18 protein-coding genes and 1 riboswitch are annotated in these 19,705 nt (G+C 68.0%); of the genes, 10 read left to right on the top strand and 8 right to left on the bottom strand.

The genetic code is table 11. The annotated features are described in order from the left end of the window. Nucleotides 1–541 precede the first annotated feature (541 nt). Nucleotides 542–1,261 carry a hypothetical protein gene (locus NBZ83_RS04255; protein ID WP_261561953.1) on the top strand — a complete coding sequence of 240 codons (720 nt, stop codon included), beginning with the start codon at nt 542–544 and terminating at the stop codon, nt 1,259–1,261. 160 nt (nt 1,262–1,421) lie between these two features. On the opposite strand, the gene NBZ83_RS04250 is transcribed toward NBZ83_RS04255, so the two are convergent. The 4 genes from NBZ83_RS04250 to NBZ83_RS04235 form a co-directional block, all read right to left on the bottom strand. Next, nucleotides 1,422–1,889: an ImmA/IrrE family metallo-endopeptidase gene (locus tag NBZ83_RS04250; protein ID WP_256790063.1), complete on the bottom strand. Its 468-nt coding sequence runs from the start codon at nt 1,887–1,889 to the stop codon at nt 1,422–1,424. Between the two features lie 310 nt (nt 1,890–2,199). Then, entirely contained in the window at nt 2,200–2,805 is a 606-nt protein-coding gene (locus NBZ83_RS04245) for a DUF305 domain-containing protein (protein WP_055751211.1), read from the bottom strand. An 89-nt stretch (nt 2,806–2,894) separates the two neighbouring features. Further along, nucleotides 2,895–3,362 (bottom strand): DUF6153 family protein, encoded by a 468-nt coding sequence (locus NBZ83_RS04240; RefSeq protein ID WP_256790065.1) that lies wholly within the window; start codon nt 3,360–3,362, stop codon nt 2,895–2,897. An 81-nt stretch (nt 3,363–3,443) separates the two neighbouring features. After that, nucleotides 3,444–4,262, bottom strand: coding sequence for a C40 family peptidase (locus NBZ83_RS04235; RefSeq protein ID WP_261561823.1), 819 nt, complete (start codon nt 4,260–4,262; stop codon nt 3,444–3,446). Nucleotides 4,263–4,830: 568 nt separating this feature from the next. On the opposite strand from NBZ83_RS04235, the gene NBZ83_RS04230 reads away from it, so the two are divergent. From NBZ83_RS04230 to NBZ83_RS04220, 3 genes are all read left to right on the top strand, one after another. After that, nucleotides 4,831–5,220, top strand: coding sequence for a BlaI/MecI/CopY family transcriptional regulator (locus NBZ83_RS04230; RefSeq protein ID WP_498041039.1), 390 nt, complete (start codon nt 4,831–4,833; stop codon nt 5,218–5,220). Next, nucleotides 5,217–6,146, top strand: a complete 930-nt coding sequence (locus NBZ83_RS04225) for a M56 family metallopeptidase (RefSeq protein ID WP_055751209.1) — start codon at nt 5,217–5,219, stop codon at nt 6,144–6,146. Before NBZ83_RS04230 ends, NBZ83_RS04225 begins: the two co-directional genes overlap by 4 nt. Nucleotides 6,147–6,213: 67 nt before the next feature. Next, entirely contained in the window at nt 6,214–6,348 is a 135-nt protein-coding gene (locus NBZ83_RS04220; RefSeq protein WP_256790068.1) for a hypothetical protein, read from the top strand. 208 nt (nt 6,349–6,556) lie between these two features. On the opposite strand, the gene NBZ83_RS04215 is transcribed toward NBZ83_RS04220, so the two are convergent. Both NBZ83_RS04215 and NBZ83_RS04210 read right to left on the bottom strand, forming a co-directional pair. Then, complete coding sequence (locus NBZ83_RS04215) at nt 6,557–7,528, bottom strand: C40 family peptidase (protein WP_261574371.1); 972 nt, start codon at nt 7,526–7,528, stop codon at nt 6,557–6,559. 125 nt (nt 7,529–7,653) lie between these two features. Beyond that, a riboswitch (cyclic di-AMP (ydaO/yuaA leader) is annotated at nt 7,654–7,812 on the bottom strand. A 544-nt stretch (nt 7,813–8,356) separates the two neighbouring features. Next, nucleotides 8,357–10,771: a heavy metal translocating P-type ATPase gene (locus tag NBZ83_RS04210; protein ID WP_256790070.1), complete on the bottom strand. Its 2,415-nt coding sequence runs from the start codon at nt 10,769–10,771 to the stop codon at nt 8,357–8,359. A 286-nt stretch (nt 10,772–11,057) separates the two neighbouring features. On the opposite strand from NBZ83_RS04210, the gene NBZ83_RS33640 reads away from it, so the two are divergent. The 6 genes from NBZ83_RS33640 (at nt 11,058) to NBZ83_RS04185 (ending at nt 17,794) form a co-directional block, all read left to right on the top strand. Then, nucleotides 11,058–11,570, top strand: coding sequence for a DUF6153 family protein (locus NBZ83_RS33640; protein WP_368861361.1), 513 nt, complete (start codon nt 11,058–11,060; stop codon nt 11,568–11,570). A gap of 290 nt (nt 11,571–11,860) precedes the next feature. After that, a complete protein-coding gene (locus NBZ83_RS04205) occupies nt 11,861–13,258 on the top strand; it encodes a multicopper oxidase family protein (RefSeq protein ID WP_261574370.1) in 1,398 nt (465 codons plus the stop codon). A gap of 271 nt (nt 13,259–13,529) precedes the next feature. After that, the gene (locus tag NBZ83_RS04200) at nt 13,530–13,958 is read left to right on the top strand and encodes a hypothetical protein (protein ID WP_261574369.1); all 429 of its coding nucleotides are present in this window, start codon (nt 13,530–13,532) and stop codon (nt 13,956–13,958) included. A 277-nt stretch (nt 13,959–14,235) separates the two neighbouring features. After that, nucleotides 14,236–15,309: a PLP-dependent cysteine synthase family protein gene (locus NBZ83_RS04195; RefSeq protein ID WP_306281909.1), complete on the top strand. Its 1,074-nt coding sequence runs from the start codon at nt 14,236–14,238 to the stop codon at nt 15,307–15,309. Beyond that, nucleotides 15,306–16,667, top strand: a complete 1,362-nt coding sequence (locus NBZ83_RS04190) for an MFS transporter (RefSeq protein ID WP_256790076.1) — start codon at nt 15,306–15,308, stop codon at nt 16,665–16,667. The genes NBZ83_RS04195 and NBZ83_RS04190 overlap by 4 nt, the downstream gene beginning before the upstream one ends. 179 nt (nt 16,668–16,846) lie before the next feature. After that, nucleotides 16,847–17,794, top strand: coding sequence for a cytochrome c biogenesis CcdA family protein (locus NBZ83_RS04185; protein ID WP_256790078.1), 948 nt, complete (start codon nt 16,847–16,849; stop codon nt 17,792–17,794). Between the two features lie 70 nt (nt 17,795–17,864). Here NBZ83_RS04185 and NBZ83_RS04180 read toward each other — a convergent pair whose 3' ends face one another. Then, nucleotides 17,865–18,515: an SCO family protein gene (locus NBZ83_RS04180; protein WP_256790080.1), complete on the bottom strand. Its 651-nt coding sequence runs from the start codon at nt 18,513–18,515 to the stop codon at nt 17,865–17,867. Continuing rightward, the gene (locus NBZ83_RS04175; protein WP_256790081.1) at nt 18,512–19,450 is read right to left on the bottom strand and encodes a F510_1955 family glycosylhydrolase; all 939 of its coding nucleotides are present in this window, start codon (nt 19,448–19,450) and stop codon (nt 18,512–18,514) included. Before NBZ83_RS04175 ends, NBZ83_RS04180 begins: the two co-directional genes overlap by 4 nt. Nucleotides 19,451–19,705 lie beyond the last annotated feature (255 nt).

The following is a 19,705-nucleotide window of genomic DNA, read 5'->3' as shown; positions in this document are numbered from 1 at the left end:
CACAGCTCCTCCGGCTCGTCCGCGACGAACCTCCGCAGGCCCAGCATCCGGGCGATATTCGCCGACTGCACCGCCCAGCAATGCAGGTCGGGGCCGTGCGGACGAACTTTGGTAAGCAGGAGCCCGACCACGGACCTGCCGGCTCTCGCACCGAAGGCCGCGAACGACCCGCATGCTGACCCAGTCCCAGCCGCGGCGACTACCGACAGGACTCGACTGCTACGGAGCCAAAGGAGGCTCGAACCACCTGCCCTGCCCGCCGACCTGCAGTTTCGGCGGGCACGAGCACGTCCACAACGTGCGAACCAACCTGTTTCTGCAGGTCAGGCGGTTCGTCACGCTGCGGGGTGGACCTAACGCACCACAATAAGAACCGTCTGATCTTGGTTCAGGGTCCTGAAATCACCGTCCGCCCGGTCTCCAAGAGGCTCCTGACCAGGGACGATGTCCAGTGAACGTCCGGCCGAAGATATCATCCACTGATTCGAACACCCGTTCCGCACACCTGGCGGGTCCGGGCGTTCCGGTCCGCCTGGTGACCATGATCGTGGGGATCGTTGTCGGGTTGACGTTCCTCTTCGCGTTCGGGAACGTCGCAATGCTCGGTATCCGCCTAGGGGTGCCGACGTATGTCGCGTTCCTCGTGGCGCCGGCGGTGGACCTCTCGGTCGTGGCGCTTCTGGTCGGCACACGCCACCTCGTCCTGCACGGCGGGCCCGCAGGGGTGGTTCGGTCGGCGCGGCGTCTGCTCATATTCTCTAGCACTGTAACGCTTGCCCTGAACATCGCGGAACCCCTCATCGCCGGCCACTACGGCAAAGCCGCGTTCGATGCCGTCGGACCGCTCCTCCTGATCGGCTGGGCCGAGGTAGGGCCCAGCCTGCTCCAGGCCATGCAGGCGAGCACATCAACGCTGGACGGCGAGGCGACGAGCGACTCGTCCGCGTCGATCCGGGCGGTTCAGCCAGTGGTTCCGCAGCTGGCTCGTCAGCGGGTCGGAGAGGGAGTGCCGTCCGCCGAGGTGACGAACGACGGGAACAGGTCTGGCGCGCGGTACCAGGATCTGCTTCACCGGGCACGCGCTGAGGACGTCCTGCACTGGCAGCTCCACCGCCGCCCGATCTCCGCCGAGACGCTCCGCAAGCGGCTCCACGTCGGCGCGGGCACCGCCCGCAGTCTGGTGGCCCAGCTGCGCCGCGATGCTCGGGCTGCTGTCGACAAGGGGACACCCGGACGGTCGGCACCGTCACCGACCTCGTGATGGTGGGCGTGCCACATATCAAGCTCCGTATCGGGCGACCCTGCGTTGAGCGTCGGTGCGGCCGAGTCACGGGCTGCCGACCGCAGACCGACGGCCAGGGTAGCCGCGGTGCACTCGAGGTTCGGTCTCGGCGACAGAGTGTCGCGGCGTGGGTTCGGTGTCACGAGGCGCTGTCTTGGCGCGAGAGGGCGCGTTGCGCGTAGACGCGGGGTCCCGACATCCTCCACTGGGCGAACTGAAGGCTGACGTCGAAGCGGACTCCGACTTCCTCGTTGGTGAGTCCTCTGAACGCGGCGCACTTCGCTGCTTCCTCCGGGATGAGTAGTTCACGAGCGAGGAACATCGCCTCCTTCTCCTCGCCTGTGAAGCAGGAGGTGTCGTCCGTGAGGAGGAGGGTGTCGAACTCGTGTTCCAGGACGAGGTGCGAGATCTCATGGGCGAGGTTTGAGCGTCGCCGCACTTGCTCGTGCGACGCGCTATCAATGACCATCCGATTGGTGCCCGCGGCGACGAGGGCCGCCGACCACTTCGTCCTCCGGGTGAGGGCGAAGTGCCTGATCGCGGCCTCGGAGCACTGGCCGCGATGGTCGCCAAGTTCCTGCAGCGGATAGACGGGAACTCCGCACACGTCGGCGGTCTGGTACGGGTCGAGGCGATCGAACGATCCGATGCCCAGCCGACTGCTCCGCCGGCGCCGGTAGGCAGATCCTTCGCGAAGTCCGCGAGGACGGTGACGTCGACGACGTGACGTCCAGCCTCATCCGTGACGGTCGCCAACCGGCCGTCGGCCGGCAGCTTGCCTGGGCGAGAGGCCTTGCTGCGATGGCGGCGGCGAGGAGCAGGACACATGGAGGTTCGCCGTGCGTGGATCTCCGACCGTGTTTGGTAGGCAGGGGTGGTGGCCCCACCCTCGTCCGCGGCCACCACCCGGCCGGCAATCAGATCTTGGTGAGCAGATTCTCCATGGTGGTGATTTCTATGGTCTGGTTCTTCTGAATGCTATCGGCGAGCTGTTTCGCCGGGGCGTAGCGCCCGTCCCGGATTTCTGTGGCTGCCATGGCGACAGCGCTTCGGTGATGCGCAATCATCATGGTGAGGAACATTCGGTCGAAGGATGATCCGGTCACCATCTTCAACTTCGCCATGTCTTCTTCGCTCATCATTCCGGTCATGGCGTCGCCTGGCATCATGGTAGCTGAGCCGTGGTCGCCCATACCGTGCTCGGAACCGCTGGCGGCGGGGGGTGTGGTGGGCTGCTTCCAGGCGTTCAGCCAGCCGACCATGGTGGCGATCTCCGGGGCCTGCGCCGCGCGGATCTGGCGGGCAAGGGCCTTCACCTCCGGGTTGCTGGCGCGGGTTCCGGCCAAGTCGGCCATGTCGACGGCCTGCCGGTGGTGGGGGATCATGTTCTGGGCGAAGGTGACGTCGGCGGCGTTGTGATCGGCGGTACCGGAATTCATGGTGCCGTTGCTTCCGTCGCTGCCGCAGGCGGCGAGAACGATCGCGGCCAGGGTCGTCACGATGAGCAGTATCAGTCGTTTCATGCTGGTTCCTCGTCTGCTGGATGCCTGTATCCCGAAGGAGTTCGGGGCACGTCGGAGAAGCCCGTCAGGTCCGGGCAGGACGTGTCGGTCTACAGGCGGAGCACGCAGAGTGAGAGGCGGAGGGGCAGTTGGAACGCTGGTCGGCTGGGGGGTGCTCTCCCACGGCGGGGGGAGGCAGTGCGGAGGGCTGCTCGTCGCACCGATGTTGAGGAGAGAAACCGGGTGAGCAGCAACGCGACGACCAGCAGGATCATCAGGCGTAGGAACGCCAGGCACATCTCACCGCCGTGCCCATCATGACCCATCCCCGTCGTGGACGGAGTCATGACCTGCCGCTGCCTGGGATGAGTCGCCGACGAAGCGGCCGGGGATGCGGGCACGTCGGCCTCGTGCATCACCGACGCCCCGGCCTGCTCGGTGATGGTGGCATGGCGGTCGTGGCCCAGGTGCGTGGATAGTCCGCCATGCATGAGCAGAATGCCGAGGAGGACGGGTACGACGAGCAGGAACGGCGCCAGCCCGGCAGTGACGGTCTTGCCGTGGGGCCGGGCGCTCACGGGTCCAGTCTGCCTGACGGAAAGCTGGTCGGCTCGCAGGTGACGGGTCCGATCCTTCTGCGCCGGGGCGAGATCGGCGAGTTAGCGGACCCGGCCAACCCAGTAGGTGGAGGTGTAGATGGGCTGCAGGTTGACGGTGCGTCCGGACTGCGGGGCGGCCCACATGTAGCCGTTGCCGGCGTAGATACCCATGTGGGTGATGTTGGAAGGGCTGCCGAAGAAGATGAGATCACCGGGCTGCTTGCCGGATTTGGGTATGCGGATCGTGGCCTGGAACTGCTGCTGGGCGGTACGGGGCAGGTTCCGGCCGAGCTGCCTGTAGACGTACTGGGCGTAACCCGAGCAATCGAAGGCATACGGTCCCGCGGCGCCCCAGACATAGGGTTTGCCCTTCTGAAGTGAGGCGAGGTAGACGGCCTTCGCGCCGATCCCGCTCGCAGGAACCTCGCTCACCACGGAAGGCGTAACCGCAGTCGAGCTCGAGGTGCCTGTGCGGGTCTGCTGCGAGGGGGCCGGTGCGGTGACGGTGACGGTCACCGCACCGGCGAGGGAGGGACGCAGAGCGTCCGATCCGTCGAACACGGCGGTGATCGTCGTGGTGGACAGCAGCCGGGCCGAGATGTATGCCTCGCCCGCGCCATTGGTGCGTAGCCGAGCGGTGGTGCTCCACTTCGGGCCGTCGACGACCGCGATCCGCACCGTTTCGTCGGCGAGCGGGGCCTGCCGGTCCACACTGACCGCACGAACCGTGAAGATCACGGGCGAGTTCGGCGTGATCGTGGAACGATCGGAAGTGATCGACAGGGCGGTGAAACTGGACGCCGTGGCCGGAGCTGCGATCGCGCCGACCGGCGGTGTGGCCTTGTCGTGCTGCGTGGGCGGATGCGGGCGGCCGATCATGTCTGCCGCGGTGACCGGTGTGGAGGGCATCGCCGGGACGGTGTCGGAGGTGGCCAGGGCGAAGCCGGTGGATGCGGCAGCGAAGCTGCCCGTGGTCATCAGAGCGAGGGTCGCCGTTCGGCGTCGCGCCGGTGTCAGGCGTGCTGAGCGTAGACGGAGTTGCTCGGCGCCCCGCAGGAGGCGCGAGTCACCAGCGTGCCCGCTGTCTCGAGCCGGTAGACCGTCCCTACCAGTGCGATCCATCCGCAATCCTCCTTGGCCCCCATCCGATACGTACTACTATGACATGTAGCAGATCGGGCGAGAACGGACGGCCCCCCAACGCCGGAGCATCATCGAAGAGTGGAAGAAGCGGCGGAGAGGCGACGATTGCCGACCTGCCATCACTACTACTGAGGTCAGGAACCATGGTTCGGACGTCAGATGGTCGGAGGGCTCGCGGACGCGGTCTCGCCTGGGAGCGTGACGGCCACTCCTGATCGGTGAACGCCGGTCATGTGGTTGGCTCGAAGAGCGCCGTAGCGGCACTGATCGCCGTTTCGGGGGCTGGATGTGAGAGGAAACGGACGTGGTGGAGCAGCTCGGTGACCTGGAGGCCGAGATCATGGACCGGGTCTGGTCCGCCCGGGGGCCGGTGACCGTGCGCGACGTCCGTGGGCTGCTCGCTCGTCCTCTGGCTTACACGACCGTGATGACTGTGATGGATCGGCTCTTTCGCAAGGGTTGGCTGCGGCGGGAGCGGTCGGGCCGGTCCTACCGGTACCAGCCGGCGCTCAGCCGCAGCGCCTACACTGCGCGGTTGATGAGCGAGGTGCTTTCCGGGACGGAGGACCGGGGGTTGGCGCTGCTCCATTTCGTCGAGACCATGGGCGCGGCGGAGTACGAGTCGTTGCGCAGTGCCGTGCAGTGGCACGAGGCGCGGCGGATGCGGGGCGGCGACTCGGCATCCCCAGCATGATCGCCGCCCTGCTGGCGGTCTACGCCCTGCTCGTCGTCTATGGACTGCCGCATCCGTTGAGGCGGGCAGTCTGGACGTCCCGCGCACCCCGGCTCGCGATCACCATGTGGCTCGCCGCCGGGGTGTCCGCCGTCCTCGCCGTGCTCCTTGCCCTCGTGCTGCTGATCGTGCCCGCGCACACTTTCGGCGACCTACTCATCCTGCCGGTGCAGTGGTGCGGCTGGGCCGACCATCACCTGCCCTCTCTGACCTGGACCGTATCGCGGACGGTGGGGACCGCAGGCATCGTCGGTGTGCTGCTTCGACTCGGATATGCCACCGTCGGCGTGACTCTCGTGCAGCGTCGGGCGCGACTGCGTCACCGCCGCGACGTCCGTCTCGTGGGCCGTTTCCTCCCGACGCTTGACGTGTTCGTTCTCGACCATCCGCAGCCCAGCGCGTTCTGCCTGCCGGGAAGAGGCGGGACCGTCGTGCTGAGCGCCGGAGCGTTGCATACCCTGCCACCCGCCGAGCTGCACGCGGTGATAGCTCATGAGCGGACGCATCTCTACGGCCGTCATCACCTCGTCATCACCGGCGCGGTGGTCCTTGCTCGGGCGTTCGGGTTCGTCCCGCTCTTCGCCGATGCGCACGGCGAACTGCGGCGGCTCGTCGAACTCGCCGCCGACGACGGCGCAGCGCGACACTGCCCCCGCGACGCCGTCGCGCATGCCGTCCTGCGTCTCGCCGCCCCACCCGCCACCGCGTTGGGCATGGGAGGAGGCACCGCCGTGCGCCAGCGAGTCCTGCGCCTGCTCGCCGCACGAGAACCACTCGGCGCTCCCGCGGTCGCGGCGCGGGCGCTGTGGATCGCTGCGCTCCTCTTCTTGCCTCTCGCGGCCATTGCCCTACCCGCCCTCAGCGACCTCGGCTACCACTGCGCCTGACCCGGGGTGCTGCGCGCTCCTGCTGCTTATCCGCGAAGGGCTACTCACCGACGGAGTCGCCGCGGCGTTGAACCAGACGCTCGTCGCCGTCTCGGTCGGCATCGTCGTGCTCGCGGTCGCGTTCTGGGAACTGCACCAGCGCCGCCGCCCCGCGGCGGCCGGAGACGCCGCAGCCTGCAGCTGCGGCGGATGTGCCTGCTGACCCAAGGATCCGTGTATGACGTTCAGCCGCGCGCAGCACGCCCAGCCCCGCTCGGTGGTGGTCCTCCCCAGGCAGAGGGCCACCACCGTTCCACTTCCGACGGGCGATCGGCTCGGACCATCCCGTTCCCACCGTGGTCCGGGCTTCCGCTCAGTGCCTGCCCGACCACCAGCCCGGGAGACACTCGGAGTCCTGACCAACCGTGTTACTACTGAACGCGGCCGACGGAGTAAGACGACGTCCAAATCTTTGAGAGTTTCACCACGTCGCCGGTCTTCGGGGCGGCCCACATCTTTCCGTCGCCCGCATAGATTCCTTCATGGTAGATGCCGCCGGGCTGCCCGAAGAAAATGAGATCACCTGGCTGTTCGGAGCCCTGCGCTATGCGGGTGGTCGCCGCGTACTGTTGGTCGGTGGTACGGGGAAGGCTCTTACCAAGCTGCCTGTAGACGTACTGCACGAGGCCGGAGCAGTCGAAGCTGCTCGGTCCGGTCGCACCCCATACGTATGGCTTGCCGGCGTGCAATGACGCCAGGTAGACCGCTTTTTCCCCGATGCTCGTCGCCCCGGTGGCAGGTCCGGGAGGCGTGGACGCAGACTCAGTAGAGGTGACCGCGGTTCGCGTCTCGGCCCTGGACGCAGGTTTTGGTGACGCCGTCATCGGCGCAGTCGGCTGCGGCCGGGGGCGGACCCGGATGATCGCCGGCCCAGATGTCGCGGTCCCGAACGAGTCGTTGCCGGCGAACAAGGCCCTGACCTGGGTGGTGGTCAGGACCTTCGCGGTATAGCCGGCATAGCCGCGCCCATCTGTCCGAAGAATCTTGAACGTCGTCCACCCCGTCGAAAACTGGGCCTGCACGAGGATGTCCTGGTTGGCTACCGCGCTGCCCGATTGGTCGGTCAGCCGGAATCCGACCTCGGTCGGCTCGTCGGCATCGACTGTCAGGTCGGCGACGGCTGGGGCGAGGGACGCCGAAGCTCGTGCGGTCGCGATGGCGGGAGCACTCTGGCGCGGCACCAGCGACGTTCGGACCGCGGGAGTGACGGTTCTGCTTCCCACCGCGGCGCCGAGAGCGCCCGCGGCGACCCTCGTTTCCCCGGTTTCCGGGTCAGCGGGGGAGCCTTCGAAGGTGCTGGCCATGGCGACACCGGATATCGCCATCGTGCTCGTGGTGATCACGGCCACGGTCGTCCGGGTAGAGGTCCGCGCGAGCAGTGACCTGGCGTAAGAGGAAGCACGGTGTCGTCCCCGCCCCGATCTTGCAGATCGCCCTTCGGAGGAACAGATTTCGGCCGAATACACGTGAGCCCTTTCCCAGACGCCTGCGAGGTGAGCTGTCGGGTTCGGGCGGGAAGCCCGGCCGAACGCACAACGACGTCCGGCTTCACCCCGAGGGCGGCCGTCGAGGACGGGACGCCCGGAGAAACGTGGTTCCCCCGCTCCTGTCCCGGCTGCGCATGGAGGGGCCACCGGACCGGGGACAGGACTCGGCGTGCGGTCCGATGCTGCTTGGCGGTAACACGTTACCACTACGCACCATAGTAGGAAGAGAGGGGCGAGTTGACAACTGGCAACAGATGCCGAGCCGCGATGGCGGGGTTGACCGCTGGCCCGCCACAGGCGTGGGGATCACGAGGGACGCGGCCCGCGGGACCCTGTAGAGGGCCAAGTTCCGCGAAGCGCACGAACGCTCCCGTCGGGCGCGGAGTACAGGGGGCGACCGGTGACTGCTTGCAGCGAGCGCAGGAGGCCGCCGGCCTTGCCTTGCGCGCCTAGCATCTGCACCCCGGCCTACTACGAGCCGTAGTTGATCGGGTCGGCTCTCAGTGGTTCCGGGCTCTCCGAGTCCTGTCCCAGGTTCACAGGACCCCTTGCCTCCGGGCATGTCCAGGGGTGTCAGATCGTGAGCGGGCTGCCTGGGCTGCGCGCGGAGCGCGCCGATCGTCGGGCCCCAGAGGATGACCTCCAGCCAGTCACATGTGCCTGATTCTGGCGGGTGTACATGGCTCAGCGGGTGAGCGACGGGGTGTGCGCTGTACGTCCAGCGGAGTGCGTCGGTGTCGTCGAGGGGGTAGTGAGGGTGCCCGGTAGTCGGAGGCGTTTGAGCAGAATGGCGTTGACGGCGACGATGATGCTGGACCCGGACATGGACACCGCGGCGATCTCGGGCCGCAGGACGAGCCCGAAGGCCGGTTCGAAGACGCCGGCGGCGATGGGGAGCGCGATGGCGTTGTAGCCGACGGCCCAGGCCAGGTTCTGGCGCATTTTGCGCAGGGTGCCGCGGCCGATGAGCAGGGCGGCCGGGACGTCGAGGGGATCGGAGCGCATCAACACCACGTCGGCCGTCTCGATCGCGACGTCGGTGCCGGCGCCGATCGCGATGCCGAGGTCGGCCTGGGCGAGCGCGGGGGCGTCGTTGACGCCGTCGCCGACCATGGCGATCCGCCGGCCGCCCTGTTGGAGCTTGGCAATCGTGGCGGCCTTGTCGCCGGGGAGGACCTCGGCGATGACGGTGTCGATGCCGAGCTGGCCGGCGATCCGGTTCGCGGTGGCCTCGTTGTCGCCGGTGAGCATGATGACCTCGACCCCGGCCTCGTGCAGAGCCCGCACGGCCTGGGCCGCCGTCGGCCGCGGGGCGTCCGCGAGCCCGATGACCCCGGCAGGTCGGCCGTCAACGGCGGCGAGCACCGCGGTCCGGCCGCCGGCGGCGAGAGCGTCGCGGCGCTCGCCGAGGTCTCCCGGCCGAATGCCTTCTTGGGCCATCAGCCGGAGGTTGCCGACCGCGACCCGCCGGCCGTCGACGGTGGCGACCGCGCCGTGCCCGGGGACATTGACGAACCCCTCCGCCCGCGCCCGCGCGACGCCCTGGGCGTCGGCGTGGCGGACCACGGCGGCGGCCAGCGGATGCTCGGACTCGCGTTCCACCGTGCTCACGAGCCGCAGCAGCTCGTCCTCGGTGATACCGCCGGCGTCGACGATGACGTCGGTGACCTCGGGTTCGCCCTTGGTCAGGGTGCCGGTCTTGTCCATGACGACGGCACCGATACGCGCCGAGGACTCCAACGCGGTCGCGTTCTTGAACAGGATCCCGCGCTTCGCGCCGAGCCCGGTACCCACCATGATCGCGGTCGGGGTGGCCAGCCCCAGCGCGTCCGGGCAGGTAATGACGACCACGGTGATCGCGAACAGGACGGCGTCCCGGGCCGGCCGGTCGCTGGCCAGTAGCCAGACCAGCAGTGTCGCGAGACCGCCCGACAGGGCGACGAGCACCAGCCAGAACGCGGCCCGGTCGGCCAGGCGCTGCCCCGGCGCCTTGCTGTTCTGCGCCTGCTGGACGAGGGCGACGATCTGGGCCAGGGCGGTGTCGGCGCCGACCTTGGTCGCGCGCACCCGCAGTGTGCCGGTGGTGTTGATGGTGGCCCCGATGACCCCGGCGCCGGCAGCCTTGTGCACGGGGAGGCTCTCCCCGGTGACCATCGACTCGTCGACGTCGGACTCGCCGTCCTCGACCAGCCCGTCGACGGCGATCTTTCCGCCGGGGCGGACGAGCAGCAGGTCGCCGACGACGACCTCGGAGGTGGGCACCTCGACCGGCTCGCCGTCCCGGACGACCAGGGCCCGCTCCGGCGCCAGTTCGAGCAGGGTGCGGATCGCGTCGTTCGCGCCACCGCGAGCGCGCATCTCGAACCAGTGCCCGAGCAGCACGAACGCGGCCAGGACGGTGGACGCCTCGTAGAAGACGTCACCACCGCCGGTCAACGTCACGACCAGCGAGTACGTCCAACCGGTACCGATCCCGACGGCCACCAGGACCATCATGTCCAGGGTCCGGCCCCGCAACGCCCGCACCGCACCGTCGAAGAAGATCCATGACGCCCAGCCGATCACCGGCAGGCTCAGGATCAGCTGGAACACGTCGTCACGAAGCCCGAACGGCGCAGCCACGTGGAAGCCCAGCACGTCCCGGCCGATCGACGACCACAACAGGATCGGCACCGAGAAGACCACGGCCACCAGGAACCGGTTACGCATGTCCGCGGCCATCGCCGCCATCGACATCCCGCCATGTCCACCGTGACCCATCGCGTCGTGCGGCGAGCCCACCGGCGTCTCCGGTGCCCCGGCGTGATGGTGGACCGGTTCGGCGAGCGGATCGCAGACATGCTGCGGTACAGATTGACCCCTGCAGTGATACCCACAGTCACGTACCCAGTCGGCAAGCCGGGCTGCCGACGTCCGCTTCGGGTCGAACCGCACCGCCGCGGTTTGTGCGACCGGGTTGACCACTACCTCGATGACGCCCGGTTGGCGTCCCAGCACCGACTCGACGCGTGCCTTCTCGGTCGCCCATTGCAGCCCCGAGACCTCCAGGACGGCGGTCGAACCGTCGTCGCGAGGGCCGTCCGGTCGATGCTGCTGCACGACTGGCTCCATTTCGTCTCGCGGGCCGCGTCGACGCCAACGCCACTCACGACGTTGGGTAGTAGTCTTCCGGCCCTTTCGTGGAGCGTGAGACATACCCTCCCAGGGTACCCTCCCTGCGAGCACCCAGCTGTGTCTGTGCGGTGAGCTGGTCCTATTCGGCAATGATCGTGGAGCATCCTTGCGCTTCCGGCGCGCCGTCATCTAGATCGGATAGTCGACGGTAGGCAGGTCGTACTATGCATGGTAGGAGGTGGGTGTCACGGCCCCGGACGAAGCTCGCAGCATGGGCTCGGCCATGGGCAGGCAGCCGAGCAGAGACCGGTGGCCTGCCGCATGGCGGTCCGTAGGGCTCGCTGTCGCCGCAGCGGCAGTGCTGGTCGGTGTCGTCGCCATGCATATGGGCTTGGCCCCGGTGGCGATCGAGCCGCCGGTGGGAGACGTGCACGCTATCCACACCATGGCGACCCTCGTCGCCGGCCGGCCCGCCGACGACGTTGTCATCCGTCCAGACCAGCATGCCGTCCACATGACGGCCGAGTCCCGCTCAGACATGGTCGGCGCCCAGGAGTCTGTGCGCCTCCCCGCGCTGACTGATCGGGATGGGATGGCAGCACACGCCGGCGGCGTCTGCCTGGCGCTGGCGGTGCTGGTGCTGTCGTTGCTCGTCCTCGGCGCCTGGCGCGCCGGCCGATCGACGGCGGATGATGCGCCGCTCAGCGCACGAGATTCGCTCATGCCCTGCCGATCGCGACCACCGACTCCTTCACTCGCACAGTTGTGCGTTCTCCGGACGTAAAGGGTCGGACCCGGTAGCTCCCCGGGACCGATCCTGCTCACGCGGCCGGGCGTTTCCACGCCCGCCGGATCCCGCGATACGTCTGGAGTATCGGCATGTCCTCATACAGACCCAGGACACCGGTGTCCCGGTGGTCCACCCGCCGCCGGCTGCTCACTTTTCTCGTGGCCGTCACCGTCACGGCCGTAGCAGTCATTACCGGTCTGGTCGTGAACCAGACGAGCAGCACCCACGAAACATCCGTATCCCCATCGTCGCAGCAGGTGACCGATGTCGAACGGGCACGTCCGGTGTCCGGTCGGACCGTCACTCGGGAGATCACCGCCCGTCAGGCGACGGTCGACATCGGCGGGCGGAAGGTGAACACATGGACCCTCGACGGCGTCCTGCCTGGCCGCGAGCTGCGGGTGGGGGTGGGCGACCGGTTGCGGGTGACGTTGCACAACCGTCTCCCGGCCGAAACCTCGCTGCACTGGCACGGCCTCGAGCTACGCAACGATATGGACGGCGCGCCTGGTGCGGGCGGCCCTCCAGCGGTGGCGCCGGGCGGGACCTTCACCTATGACTTCGTCGTCCCATCCCATCCGGGTACGTACTTCTTCCACAGCCATGTCGGTACGCAGCTCGACCGGGGGTTGTACGCACCGCTGATCGTCGAGGATCCCGCGGTCCGAGGTGATGACGATGCCGACGCGGTGCTCATGCTCGACGACTGGACCGACGGTCTCGGACGTTCCCCCGACCAGGTGCTCGCGGATCTACGAGCCCGGGGCATGGCTGGCATGTCAGACAAGGGCAGCGACTCGACCGGCATGCCCGGTATGGACCACGGCTCGATGGACGGTACGGGTTCCGGCGACCCGCACACCGGCGGCATGGGTCCGGGCGAAGCGGACTCCGGGGATGTGCAGTATCCGGCCTATCTGATCAACGGTCGCAGACCGGAGGTCCCCTACACACTCGCCGTCCGGCCCGGACAGCGGGTCCGCCTTCGGCTTGTCAACGCCGGGTCGGACACGGTTTTCCGGCTCGCTGTCGGTGGTCATCAGCTCACCGTCACCGACGCCGACGGAAGGCCAGTCCAGCCCGTGACCGTCGACACGCTGCTGATCGGCATGGGCGAGCGTTACGACGTCGTCATCACGGCCGACACCGGGACCTTCCCCATTTTCGCCGCTCCGGAGGGGAAGGACGGCATGGCGATGGCCGTGCTGCGCACGGCGGCAGGAAGCATGCCAGATCCAGCGGTACGACCAGCCGAACTGAACGGCCGCCTGCTGTCCTACCGCGACCTCACCCCCGTGCCGAACGACGTCCTTCCGGCCCGCCCCCCGGATCGGGTGCTGAACGTCGATCTCGGTGCTGATGCGGTCGGCTACCGTTGGACGATCAATGGTCGGACCTTCGAGAATCGGTCCGCTCTGCAGGTGCGTCAAGGTGAACGCCTCAGGCTGGTCTTCCGAAACACAACGATGATGAACCATCCGATGCATGTGCACGGGCACACCTTTGCCCTACAGCCGCCAACGTCGTATGGAGCCCGCAAGGACGTGGTGATTGTCCCACCGATGCAGACGGTCACGGTCGACCTGCAAGCGGACAATCCCGGCCAGTGGATGGTCCACTGCCACAATTCCTACCATCAGGCGGCAGGAATGATGACTGTGCTGTCCTACGTGACGAACTAGGAGCCAGCGGCCGGCCCATCGGCTTTCCCTTCCTGGCGGCGCCGATGGGCTGCCTGCCACTTTCAGGCAAAGCGGTAATATTGGTAACCGGCGCCGGCGACGAAGAGGCGCAGGCGCCTACCTTCCATGCATTGGACGAGCTTCGGGGAGGCTATCCACGTCTGGACTACCTCTTCCGGGGCAGCGACAATCGTGGCCGTTGTGGTCAGGCCGGGCTCGGTGGCCTGACAGTGCCGGCCGTTTGCTCTCGGTGAGATAGCCTGGCGCTGTGATGGCCAGTCGCGACAGGATGCTGGGATGGCGATCCGTCGCGGCTCTCCTCCTGCTCGCGGCGCTCGCGAGCTCGCTACTCTCGGCGTTGCTGTGCGGGTCTGCGGAGCACTCGGCGCGCGGCTTTGAGGCGCTGGGCGGCGCCAGCCTCGTGAGCGTGGGAGAACGCCCTCATGCTTCATCCGCGGTGGGCGCAGAGAGCCATCATGATGGCGAATTCCATTGCCCTGACCGGATCGCCGATCTGGTTCTCTTGGGCGCCACGGGTTTGATCCCCGCTGTGGGTTCGGTGTTCGCGCTGGCTGCAGCCGTCTTCCTGCTGTCCGCCCTGGTCTTGTTCGTTTCCGGCTGTCCCCGCCTCCGGCGCCAGACGGTTGCTCCTGACCGCCTCCCGTGTCGGCTGGCACAGCTGTGTGTGCTGCGAACCTGATACTCGCCTCGCTTTGAGTACGGACGTCTGATCGCCCCTGCGTGCTGTGACCTGCGTGGTCGCCACCGCCGAAGTTGAGTAGGTGGCATGCCGACCCCGCGCCGGCTCGTCGTCGCAGCCCCCTGACGGGGGCGCGAAAATGTGGACCGCAACCGGCGAATGCGTTCGGTATTCCACCATCTCGCGATGCTCTCACTTGTGAAGGATATCCGCTATGCGGAAAACCGTCGTTACACGTATCCCCCCGGTCCCGGGCCAGCCGCTCGGTACGCCGCCGATGGCAGACTCCCCGGCGAGCGTGGTCGGCGACACGCCAGTTCTTTGGATTCCCGACGTCTGTTTCGGTAGTGCTGGCGGGTTCTGGGCGAAGTTGGAAGGTCACAATCCGGGTGGCATTAAGGACCGGCCCGCCCTGCACATGGTGGCCTGTGCCCGAGAACGCGGCGAACTGGCTCCTGGCCGCGCGGTAGTCGAGTCGACCAGCGGCACACTGGGGCTCGGGCTGGCCCTGGCAGGAATCGTCTACGGCCACCCGATCATCCTGGTGACCGATCCGGGCCTGGAACCGCTCATGCACCGCCTGCTGACCGCCTACGGCACTCGGCTAGAGATCGTCGAGCGGCCTCATCCGACCGGGGGCTGGCAGCAGGCCCGGCGGGACCGGGTCCAGGCACTGCTCGGCGAGCATTCCGGCGCGTACTGCCCAGACCAATACCACAACCCGGACAACGTGGCGGCCTATGAAGGACTGGCACGGGAGGTGGCACAGCAGGTCGGCCGGGTGGACGTGCTGGTGTGCAGCGTCGGCACGGGAGGTCACAGCGCCGGGGTGTCGCGCGTGTTGCGCGAGATGTTTCCGGACCTGCGCCTCGTGGGAGTCGACACGATCAGTTCAACGATCTTCGGGCAGCCAGACGGACCGCGGCTCATGCGGGGTCTCGGAAGCAGCATCTATCCACGTAACGTCGCCTATCAGGAGTTCAGCGAGGTCCACTGGGTAGCGCCCGGCGAGGCGGTGTGGGCCTGCCGGCGGCTGGCGGCAGCACGATTCGCCAGTGGTGGATGGAGCGTCGGAGCGGTCGCGCTGGTGGCGTCCTGGTTGGCGCGGCGCGAACCGAACGGCACCCGCATCGTGGCGATCTTCCCCGACGGTCCGCAGCGATACTGGAGCACCGTCTACGACGACGGATTCTGCGCCGAACACGGACTGTTGGGTATGGTGCCCGCCCAAGATCCCGACCATCTTGAGCATCCCTCCGAACGGGCTGTCGACCGGTGGACCCGATGCGCGAGGGTCGTCGATCCGCTCGCCGATCCTCGGCTCGCCGGACACGGGGAGCGCCACCCATGAGGACAACGCTCGCGCAAGCGCGTTCCTTCAACGGGCCGATCCGCCTGCTGCTGGTCAACCAGCTCGGCATCAACATCGGCTTCTACATGCTCATGCCCTACCTGGCCACCTACCTGGCCGGAACGCTCGGCCTCGCCGCCTGGCTGGTGGGTTTCGTCCTGGGGGTACGCAACCTGAGCCAGCAGGGCATGTTCCTGCTCGGAGGAAGCCTCGCCGACCGTTTCGGCTTCAAACCAATGATCATAGCGGGACTCGCCTTGCGCACGGCTGGTTTCGCACTACTCGGAGTAAGCAACGCTATTCCGGCACTGATAGTCGCCTCGGCCCTGACCGGTTTTGCCGGGGCGCTGTTCAACCCGGCGGTGCGCGCCTACCTCGCCCAGGAAGCCGGGGAACGGCAAGTCGAGGCGTTCGCGGTGTTCAACGTCTTCTACCAGCTCGGCATCCTGCTCGGCCCCCTTCTCGGGCTCGCCCTGCTCGCCGTCGACTTCCGACTGATCTGCGCCATCGCTGCCAGCCTGTTCCTGGTGCTCACCGTGCTGCAGGTGCGGGCCCTGCCCACGAGGAAGGCCGATCCGTTCGCCGCCGAAGCCACCGCCGACGACAGGATGCGGGACTCCATCCTGCGTGCCTGGCGCATGGCGCTGGCGAACCGGCCGTTCCTCCTGTTCTCCCTCGCCATGATCGGGTCGTATGTGCTCACCTTCCAGGTCTACCTGGGCCTGCCGATGGAGGTGCGCAGGCTGACCGGCGGCGAGGTCGGGGTCATGCTGCTGTTCGCCGTGTCCGGGCTGCTTACCGTCGCCGGCCAGGTGCGACTCACCGCCTGGGCGAAGGCCCGCTGGACCCCCGCAGAGGCCATGGTCCGCGGACTGGTGCTGATGGGCCTGGCATTCCTGCCGCTCGCCGTGGCCGCGTCCGCCGACGGTAACCAGCTGGAAGGATCGCGGGTTGCCCCGCAGCCGCTGCTGACGCAGGCCGTGGCGCTGCTCCCCGTGCTCGCCGCCGCTGTCCTACTCGCAGTCGCAACGATGATCGTGTATCCGTTCGAGATGACGACCATTGTCACGCTCGCCGACAACCGCATGATCGGTACCTACTACGGCCTGTACAACACGCTGTCCGGCATCGGTATCGCCGCCGGCAACCTGCTCACCGGCGTCGCCCTCGACGCCGGCCGGACCGCTGGGCTGCCCGCCCTTCCCTGGGCGCTGCTGATGGTTGTCGGTGGATGCTGCGCGGTCGCCGTCCACCGCCTCGAGCGCGGCGGCCGGCTCGCGCCTCGGCCGGCGCAGCCACCGGACCAGGCGGAGGGAACTTCGGTGATGGTCAGCAGCTCTCCACCAGGGAGATCATAGGGAGCGGCCGGAGCCGTTCCCCGAGGTCGTCGCGGTGCGCGTCGAGCGGCTCGGTCGCGTGCGCTCCAGCCATCACGAGGAACTACTATGCTCGGTAGTTGATGTGTTCTACGGCCGGTCGAAGATGTCCCGGCGTGGACCGCGATGGGTCGTGCCGGGATGGGAAGGGACGTGGGCCGATGCTGCTGGCAGCCGGTGCGAATGTCGGTTCGGTGGTGACTTCCGGATCGCTGGTGTTGGCCTTGCCGATCGCGCTTGCGGCGGGGGTGGTGTCGTTCGTCTCACCGTGCTGCCTGCCGCTTGTTCCCGGCTATCTCTCGTACGTCACGGGGCTCAGCGGTGCCGAGGTCAGCCGGACAGCCAATGCGGTGTCCGGCCCGTCCCTGGCTGCTTCCAGTGACGGGCCGAGGGTCGGTGGCGAGGGCTCGAGCGCACAGGGCGAGCCGGCCCTCGCGACAGGTGTGAACACTGCCACCTCGGTCCGCGTCCGGACGACGACGTCCCCCGGACCTGCGGGTCTGCGGCCAAGCCAGTCGTGGCGGCGGAGCCGCATGCTGGCAGGCGGAATCCTGTTCGTCCTAGGCTTCTCGGCGGTCTTCGTCAGTTACGGAGCCGCGTTCGGTGGAGCCGGCCGGCTCCTTCTGATCCACCAGCAAGTGATCAGCAAGGTCCTTGGTGTTCTCACGATCCTCCTTGGGTTGATGTTCGCCGGGTTGCTGGGATGGCTGCCATGGGCAGGCCGGACGGCGCGATTCCGCTATCGGCCGGCCGCGGGCCTGGTCGGCGCGCCCATGCTGGGGGTGCTGTTCGGTATCGGCTGGACGCCGTGTATCGGACCGACGCTGGCCGCGGTGCTCAGCCTGTCCTTCAACACGGGCACCGCGGGGCGGGGGGCGCTTCTCTCCTTCGCCTACAGCCTGGGTTTGGGACTGCCGTTCATCGCCGCTGGGATGGCCTTCGAACGGGCGACGCTGGTCTTCTCGGTGATCCGGCGCCACTCCGCCGCCGTCATGCGTGTCGGCGGAACGATGCTGGTCCTGGTCGGTCTGTTGCAGGTCACCGGCCTGTGGGCCGAGTTGATCAGCCGTATGCAGGGCCTCGTAACCGGTTTCCAGGCGCCCTTGTAGGAGACCGTGTCCCTCGGCCGGCGGGCTACCTCACGCCGTAGGTCGTCCGTCGCGGGACACTCGACGATTCCTATCCGGTTAGTGACGAAGAGTCATGGGCGAGGCGTGTGAGGTCGGCGGCGTACTGCTGCGCGGTCGTTCCACCCGTATGGATCACTGTGGTGGTGTCCTTGGGACTGAACAGATACACCACGCCGGAGTGCTCGACGCTCTCTCCGCCCACGCCTTCCTTGATCACTGTTCTGGGTAGCTTGAGCTGGTCGAGGACCGCGCCGGTCGCGGTGGTCCCGCCACGCAGACCCACGAAGGTGGGGTCGAACTGATCGAGCCAGCGGCGCAGCACCGGCGCGGTGTCCGACGCGGGATCTTCGGTCACGAACACGACGTCGACCCGGCGGCGGACCTCCACCGGTAGCAGTGCCCGCGCGGCGGCGAGGTCGGCCATCGTGGTCGGGCAGACGTCGGGGCAACGGGTGTAGCCGAAGAACAGCACCGCGACCTTGCCAGCCGTGCGGGTACGGAAGTCGAACGTCCTCCCCGCCGTGTCGCTGAGAGTGAACGCTGGCCGAGGGATCGACGGGTCGAGGCGGGTGCCGGCGAAGCCACCGGAGTCGGTTGCCGACACCCGCACCGGCCCGTCGCTCCGCCCGCCGCAGCCGGCGAGCAAAGCCGCGGCGAGGAAGGCGAGGAACAGGCCGATGACCCGGTGAAGGACCTTCACGGTCCCACCTCGCTGTAGCGAACGGACCAGGTGAGGCCCCCGTCCTGGCTGGCGAGGATGCCGCGCCGGGCGACGGCCACGTACAGGGCCCCACCGGCGGCTGTCATGGCTTCGGGTTCACCGTAGGTGGTGCCGCGACGCGCCCAGGTACCTCCACGGTCCTCGGACCGCCACACCCCACCGGAGTCGTCAACGCCCCACACCGTTCCATCCGAGTGCCAGGCGAGGACGGCCAGCGGCGGCGCACCCGCGACCGGCCGCCACCTGCGCCCGCCGTCCCTGCTCGCGGCGAGACCCTCCTCCGTCACCGCAAGTACGGCATCCGGGTCTGTGGGACTGACGACGAAATCCCTCATCGCAAGCCGGCTACGCGCGTCCCAGGTCTTTTGGTCGACGCTGACAAGAAAGGCGCCGCCGGTCGCGTCGTAGCCATAGACCCTCCCGTGGGCAGCGGCGAGGGCGTGGAAATCCGCCTTGCCGTACAGGGACAACGGCCGCCAGTTCTGCCCGGCGTCGGTGGACTCCAGCAGGCCGAGGAGCGGCGGTGCCTCCTCGCGCAGATCCGGGTGCCCGGAGGCGAGGAAGGTATGCGCGCCCAGTACCGTGAAACCCATCGTGTCCTGGAATCGACCTGCGACCCGCTCGGCCGCTCCACGTTCGGGTATCCGGAACAGTCCCATGTGAGTCGCGGCGTACAGCGCGCCGTCCGCCGGATCGACCCCCAGACCGTGTACGTGCACGACGCCACCGACCTGATCAGCCTGGTCGGTGCCCGATCCGCGCCCCCCGGAATCCGGGCCCATCACCAGCAGTGGCACGGCGACGGCGACGGCAAGCACAGCGACTCCCACCCCGACGATCAGCACGATCCGCCGCGGCCGGCCCCAGGACGTGGCTCCGCCAGCCCGCGGCTGCTCCGTCGCGCGCCCGCCCATTGACCTCTCCTCAGTCCGAGTCGACCACCCGCAGCCCCACAGCGGCAACCACGGCTGATGATCAGTCGCCCGCTGATGCTCCACCGGGCCCACGTCGATATCTACTATGCCTTATAGTTGACATGGCTTCTACGGCAGGTCGAAGCAACGTGCGGCGGCGAACCAGACCTTGCGGGCGAGGGTCTACCATCGCCACATCGCCGCAGCCGTCCGGCAGCCCCACTCGGCTGCGGGGACCGCACATCTCGTACAGGT

The sequence above is a fragment of the Frankia gtarii genome (assembly GCF_025403375.1).
Classification (GTDB): Bacteria; Actinomycetota; Actinomycetes; order Frankiales; family Frankiaceae; genus Frankia; species Frankia gtarii.
Note: the sequence above shows the minus strand (reverse complement) of the source record. Positions and strands in the feature narration are given on the sequence as shown.

Bases quoted from the DNA above. Each gene is read 5' to 3' on its own strand.
- NBZ83_RS04255 (WP_261561953.1), top strand. From the start codon at position 542: ATGATCGTGGGGATCGTTGTCGGGTTGACGTTCCTCTTCGCGTTCGGG.
- NBZ83_RS04245 (WP_055751211.1), bottom strand. From the start codon at position 2,805: ATGAAACGACTGATACTGCTCATCGTGACGACCCTGGCCGCGATCGTT.
- NBZ83_RS04235 (WP_261561823.1), bottom strand. From the start codon at position 4,262: ATGATCGGCCGCCCGCATCCGCCCACGCAGCACGACAAGGCCACACCG.
- NBZ83_RS04225 (WP_055751209.1), top strand. From the start codon at position 5,217: ATGATCGCCGCCCTGCTGGCGGTCTACGCCCTGCTCGTCGTCTATGGA.
- NBZ83_RS33640 (WP_368861361.1), top strand. From the start codon at position 11,058: ATGGGCTCGGCCATGGGCAGGCAGCCGAGCAGAGACCGGTGGCCTGCC.
- NBZ83_RS04200 (WP_261574369.1), top strand. From the start codon at position 13,530: ATGGCCAGTCGCGACAGGATGCTGGGATGGCGATCCGTCGCGGCTCTC.
- NBZ83_RS04195 (WP_306281909.1), top strand. From the start codon at position 14,236: ATGGCAGACTCCCCGGCGAGCGTGGTCGGCGACACGCCAGTTCTTTGG.
- NBZ83_RS04190 (WP_256790076.1), top strand. From the start codon at position 15,306: ATGAGGACAACGCTCGCGCAAGCGCGTTCCTTCAACGGGCCGATCCGC.
- NBZ83_RS04185 (WP_256790078.1), top strand. From the start codon at position 16,847: ATGCTGCTGGCAGCCGGTGCGAATGTCGGTTCGGTGGTGACTTCCGGA.
- NBZ83_RS04175 (WP_256790081.1), bottom strand. From the start codon at position 19,450: ATGGGCGGGCGCGCGACGGAGCAGCCGCGGGCTGGCGGAGCCACGTCC.